Here is a 257-nt window from a genome sequence, read left to right on the forward strand (position 1 = left end):
CTCTAATCGTTGCGGTACTGGTTGCTATCTCATTAACGGGTAATTTCTCTCTAGAACCAAATGCAGTAGCGCAGAAATTCATCGCTGTTTCTACTGGTCGCAGCCTAGGTTTTGAAAACATGGGTATGGACGGCTGGATCACGTGTTTCGTACGCGGCATCTTCTGTAACCTAATGGTTTGTCTAGGTGTGATTGGTAACATGACAGCACGTACAGTGTCTGGTCGTGTCGCAATGATGTGGTTCCCAATCTTTATC

1 protein-coding gene is annotated in these 257 nt (G+C 45.9%); it reads left to right on the forward strand.

The window, feature by feature from the left end:
• On the forward strand, positions 1–257 hold a 257-nt coding region (locus tag JFU56_RS22585; RefSeq protein ID WP_198439455.1), incomplete at both ends, for a formate/nitrite transporter family protein.

The organism is Moritella sp. F3 (genome assembly GCF_015082335.1).
Classification (GTDB): domain Bacteria; phylum Pseudomonadota; class Gammaproteobacteria; order Enterobacterales; family Moritellaceae; genus Moritella.